This is a genomic window from Chamaesiphon sp. GL140_3_metabinner_50 (assembly GCF_025361915.1).
Taxonomy (GTDB): domain Bacteria; phylum Cyanobacteriota; class Cyanobacteriia; order Cyanobacteriales; family Chamaesiphonaceae; genus Chamaesiphon.
Window position 1 is genome coordinate 1 of the sequence record NZ_JANYJC010000356.1, and the last position, 4,134, is coordinate 4,134.

6 protein-coding genes are annotated in these 4,134 nt (G+C 45.4%); 3 read left to right on the top strand and 3 right to left on the bottom strand.

Features of this window, described 5'->3' with window-relative positions; all coding sequences use genetic code 11:
* Both Q0R35_RS17425 and Q0R35_RS17430 read left to right on the top strand, forming a co-directional pair.
* Positions 1-393 (top strand): L,D-transpeptidase family protein (locus Q0R35_RS17425; RefSeq protein WP_366944936.1); only part of this gene is annotated, 393 nt, incomplete at its 5' end.
* A gap of 46 nt (positions 394-439) precedes the next feature.
* Complete coding sequence (locus Q0R35_RS17430; protein ID WP_295621390.1) at positions 440-757, top strand: SH3 domain-containing protein; 318 nt, start codon at positions 440-442, stop codon at positions 755-757.
* 279 nt (positions 758-1,036) lie between these two features.
* Here Q0R35_RS17430 and Q0R35_RS17435 read toward each other — a convergent pair whose 3' ends face one another.
* The gene (locus Q0R35_RS17435; protein WP_295621393.1) at positions 1,037-1,372 is read right to left on the bottom strand and encodes an MgPME-cyclase complex family protein; all 336 of its coding nucleotides are present in this window, start codon (positions 1,370-1,372) and stop codon (positions 1,037-1,039) included.
* 137 nt (positions 1,373-1,509) lie between these two features.
* Positions 1,510-2,235: a pyridoxine 5'-phosphate synthase gene (locus tag Q0R35_RS17440; protein WP_295621396.1), complete on the bottom strand. Its 726-nt coding sequence runs from the start codon at positions 2,233-2,235 to the stop codon at positions 1,510-1,512.
* 251 nt (positions 2,236-2,486) lie between these two features.
* Here Q0R35_RS17440 and metK point away from each other — a divergent pair, with 251 nt between their 5' ends.
* A complete protein-coding gene (gene metK / locus Q0R35_RS17445; RefSeq protein WP_295621399.1) occupies positions 2,487-3,740 on the top strand; it encodes a methionine adenosyltransferase in 1,254 nt (417 codons plus the stop codon).
* 199 nt (positions 3,741-3,939) lie between these two features.
* Here the strand turns inward: metK and Q0R35_RS17450 are convergent.
* Positions 3,940-4,134, bottom strand: a 195-nt coding sequence (locus Q0R35_RS17450; RefSeq protein ID WP_295621402.1) for a GH116 family glycosyl hydrolase, incomplete at its 5' end; no start/stop codon positions are given.

The following is a 4,134-nucleotide window of genomic DNA, read 5'->3' on the forward strand; positions in this document are numbered from 1 at the left end:
AAACTAACCGCTTATCGCGATCGCACGTCTAATTATAGCTTCCAACTCGATGCCGTCACGGGTCGAAACTTTACTCAATCTCGAAATCGTTATCAAAGTAATACCGAAGCCCCCTTACCAGATGGTTCTTATTCAGTAGCCGCTAGAGTAGTTAAAGGCACGATCGCAGAAGTGGGCGGGACGATGATCCCCATTTTCCCTAAATCGGGTTTCGATCCGCGCATGAGAAGAACGGCTCTCGGTATTCATTGGGATCCGAGTTTTAATAAAGATGCCAAAGAAGATGGCACATCGGGTTGCATCGGGCTGACAAATCAGAGCAACTATTACCAAGTCAGAAACTTCATTCTCAAATATCGTCCTCGATCTTTGGAAGTCCAAATCGATCGATAAATGAGCGTGGATCTATAGTTGCCAATTAAACAAACAGGAGTAAAGTATGAAACGTCAAGTAATTATTAATGCAATCTCGATCGCAATGTTAACTACATTTTCCGTCAACATCGCCCCTGGATTCGCTCAATCTGGCCCTGGCAATTATGGTAGTGTTAATGCAGCTTATAGTTGTAGCCGCGATGGCGATACCATCAATCTTCGCAGTCGCGCTGGACAACAATCTAAAGTGTTGACAAAAATACCCCCCGGTAAGTCAGTAGTATTAATTGGTATCTCTAGAGTTGTCGATGATTATACCTGGCAAAAAGTCAATTTTTACGGTGCGATCGGCTGGGTAAGAGGTGACTTTTTGTGTAATTAAATAACCCTCACCCTCCCACGGTGTATACACAAGTTATTTCAGTTGCTGCGTAGTCTCTTTACCCCACCCCAACCCTCCAGCGAATCCCCCCCCTTTATAAGGGGCAGGGTGGTTTCATACACCAGAATAAAAATCTTTCAGTTCACTTCAGTGAACTTTAGCTATTAGCCCCGAATTCATTCGAGGGCGGTTGAAAACTAAATACTAGGGTTTTTGCATTTTTATTTTCTTGTATGAAACCACCATGCTTCATAACGGGGGTTAGGGGGGTAAATCAACCTAAATCGAAGTCTGTATACACAAAGAAGCGATTGGATCGGTAATAGTTGCCGATGGTGCTTGGAATTCACCTGTCGCGACGAATTCTAACCGCAGTTTAAACCAAGTAATAAATTGCTTGTTAGTCGAGATAATTGCCGTAGCTGGCTGCGGAATTTTGGCTTTGACACTGGCTAATTCTGGTGCATCTAAAAATGCAGGTCGATCGATAAACCAAAAGTCAATTTCTTTCTTTTGTTCGTGATAATTCCGAACCCGCTCGGCAAATACCTCATCGAGATCTTCTTCTTCTCTCAGAAATCTTTGACTGGCAACTAAGTAGTAATAAGTTTTCATTTCAGGTATTAGGTATTAGGTATTAGGTATTAGGTATTGGGTATTAGGTATTAGGTTTTAGGTATTAGGGGTAAAGGAAATAAGCTCGATCGTTTCTCTCTTCCGCTCTCCCATCTCCCATCTCCGCTCTCCCATCTCTAGTAAACAACACCAAACATGGCGGCTTTCATTTCGCGGATGGCGCGATCGATCCCGACGAGTACCGATCGACTGATGATACTATGTCCGATATTTAATTCTTCCATACCGGGCAAGCAGGCGATCGGGCGGACATTCCAATAAGTCAATCCGTGTCCGGCATTTACCCGCAACCCAGCCGCGAGTGCGAGTTCGCAGCCTTTCGCCAAATTAGCTAGCTCCTGCTGCACCAAAACTGGCTCTCTCGCTTCGGCATAGCGTCCCGTGTGTAATTCGATAAATTTGGCATTTACCTGGGCTGAAGCGGCAATTTGGGCGGGTTCTGGGTCGATAAATAGGCTCACTGGAATCCCCGCCGATTGTAACTTATCGACCACCGATTTCATCCGATCGAGTTGTCCGACAATATCTAATCCCCCCTCTGTTGTCACCTCTTGCCGTTTTTCCGGTACGAGCGTTACATAGTCGGGTTTGACCTCCAGCGCAATTTGCACCATCTCCGCTGTCGCCGCCATCTCTAAATTTAGGCGCGTGCGGACAGTTTGGCGCAGCAATCGAATATCCCGATCCTGCATGTGGCGGCGATCTTCACGTAAATGTGCTGTAATCCCTTCAGCACCAGCTAATTCAGCCAATACTGCTGCCGCGATCGGATCGGGTTCGACAGTGCGGCGGGCTTGCCGAATTGTTGCTACATGGTCGATATTTACCCCAAGCGTTAGCAATTTTCCATTCTCCTTCACTAAATTGCAATTTACATGCCAAATCGTAGCAATACGATCGATCTTTACTCTAAGCTTCAACAATTCTCAACTTAATATCAACTCTGGGCGCAAAACTTTGGTATAAATTTAAGAACGGCTGATACCTCGTGCTAACACACCCAGCTACAGAATGGTAGAATTCTAAATTAATTTGTGAGTATTGTGTAAATATATAGGCTAACATTAGCCAGTACCAGAAGGAGGACTGTTTCTTGTCTCGTAGATATCTTTTTACTTCGGAATCCGTGACGGAAGGTCACCCTGACAAAATCTGCGATCAGATCTCTGATACAATTTTGGATGCATTACTAGCTCAAGACCCTTACAGTAGAGTCGCTGCCGAGGTCGTAGTCAATACCGGACTCGTGCTGATTACTGGCGAGATTACCACTAAAGCAGTAGTTAACTATATCGATCTCGCTCGTGCGAAAATCGCTGAAATTGGCTACACAAAAGCCGATAATGGATTTTCTGCCAGTAGTGCTTCCGTGCTGATTGCCTTAGATCAGCAATCGCCAGACATCGCTCAAGGTGTCAATACTGCCAAAGAAAATCGTGACGATAGCACTGATATTTTCGACCAAACTGGTGCTGGCGATCAAGGAATTATGTTCGGGTATGCTTGTAACGAAACACCCGAATTAATGCCATTGCCCATTAGTTTATCTCACCGCGTTGCGCGTCGCCTTGCCGAAGTTCGCAAAAATGGCGATCTGCCCTATCTGCGCCCCGATGGTAAAACCCAAATTACTGTCGAATACAAAAACGGCATCCCCGTCGGGATCGATACGATCTTGATTTCGACTCAACATGATGCCGCCATTGGCGATATTAGCGACGATCTCGGCGTGCAAGCCAAAATCAAAGCCGATCTTTGGACAGCGGTAGTGCTACCCGTGTTCGCCGACTTAGATGTTAAACCCGACGATAAAACGCATTTTCTCGTCAACCCGACTGGTAAATTTGTAATTGGCGGCCCTCAAGGCGATGCTGGTTTAACCGGACGTAAAATTATTGTCGATACCTACGGCGGTTATTCTCGTCATGGTGGCGGTGCTTTCTCTGGTAAAGATCCCACTAAAGTCGATCGATCTGCGGCTTACGCTTGCCGTCACGTCGCGAAGAATATTGTCGCGGCGGGTTTGGCTGCTAAGTGCGAAGTTCAACTCAGTTATGCGATCGGGGTTGCTAGTCCTGTGAGTATTTTAGTCGAAACTTTCGGCACTGGCATCATTAGCGACGACCAACTTTTTGAATTAATCGAAGAGCATTTTGAATTGCGTCCAGAGGGGATTCTCGCTACATTTAACCTGCGAAATTTACCAAAAGAACGCAACGGTCGTTTTTATCAAGATGTCGCCGCCTACGGTCATTTTGGTCGCGCCGATTTAGATCTACCTTGGGAAAAAACCGACAAAGCAGCCACGCTCAAAGCGGCGGCGGCTAAGTTTCTGGCTACAGTATAGTTAGGTATTGAATTTATAGTTCAAATAGGAGGAGCAATTTGTGAATTGCTCCTCCTATTTTAATGGTATTGAGATCTACAAGATACATTTGGGTGTGTTGGGTTTCATTCTTCAACCCAACCTACAGATCCTAAAACTATTCACTATCCACTATCCACTGAAATACTAGTAACCTAAGTTCGATGCAAGATGTGAGTTATTACTTATTCAAAGTATGATAAATCCCCCAAATTGCCATCGCGCGGAGATAGTGACTGGCGCGAAAAGTGCCAGCAGCAGTAATCGCTTCCGGGGTTCTAAATTGCAACCCGTTGGTATATACCTGCTCGACAATTGTCTCGGCTAATTTTAATGCTTCCTCGCGCATTCCCATTTGGACTAAAAAGGCGGCAAT